The sequence below is a fragment of the Bradyrhizobium sp. Ken51 genome, assembly GCF_055807435.1.
This window is the reverse complement of sequence record NZ_JBVVPB010000218.1, coordinates 1-233: the sequence shown is the minus strand read 5'-3', so window position 1 is coordinate 233 and position 233 is coordinate 1. Positions and strand designations below refer to the sequence as shown.

The following is a 233-nucleotide window of genomic DNA, read 5'->3' as shown; positions in this document are numbered from 1 at the left end:
AAGACTGGTAGCCACCAAACAGATCCCTCCCGGTGATGGCGCTTTCAGTGGCGCTCTTCGTCCGTTCCTGTCAATCGTTGCGGAAAAAGGCGAGCAGCAGTGCATAGGTCATCGCCTGGGTGATGATTGACAGATACACGCCAGTGACGCGCGAGCGGAAGGCGAGCCAGCCGAAGGAAAAGGCGAGCAGGCCCGGCACGATTAGCACCATCAGCGCGGCAAACCAGAACATG

The 233-nt window shown here is 58.8% G+C and carries 1 pseudogene; it reads right to left on the bottom strand.

Annotated features, from left to right (window positions below):
• Positions 1 to 73 precede the first annotated feature (73 nt).
• Positions 74 to 233 (bottom strand): annotated as a pseudogene (locus AC0L27_RS41550) (urea ABC transporter permease subunit UrtC); the annotation flags it as partial.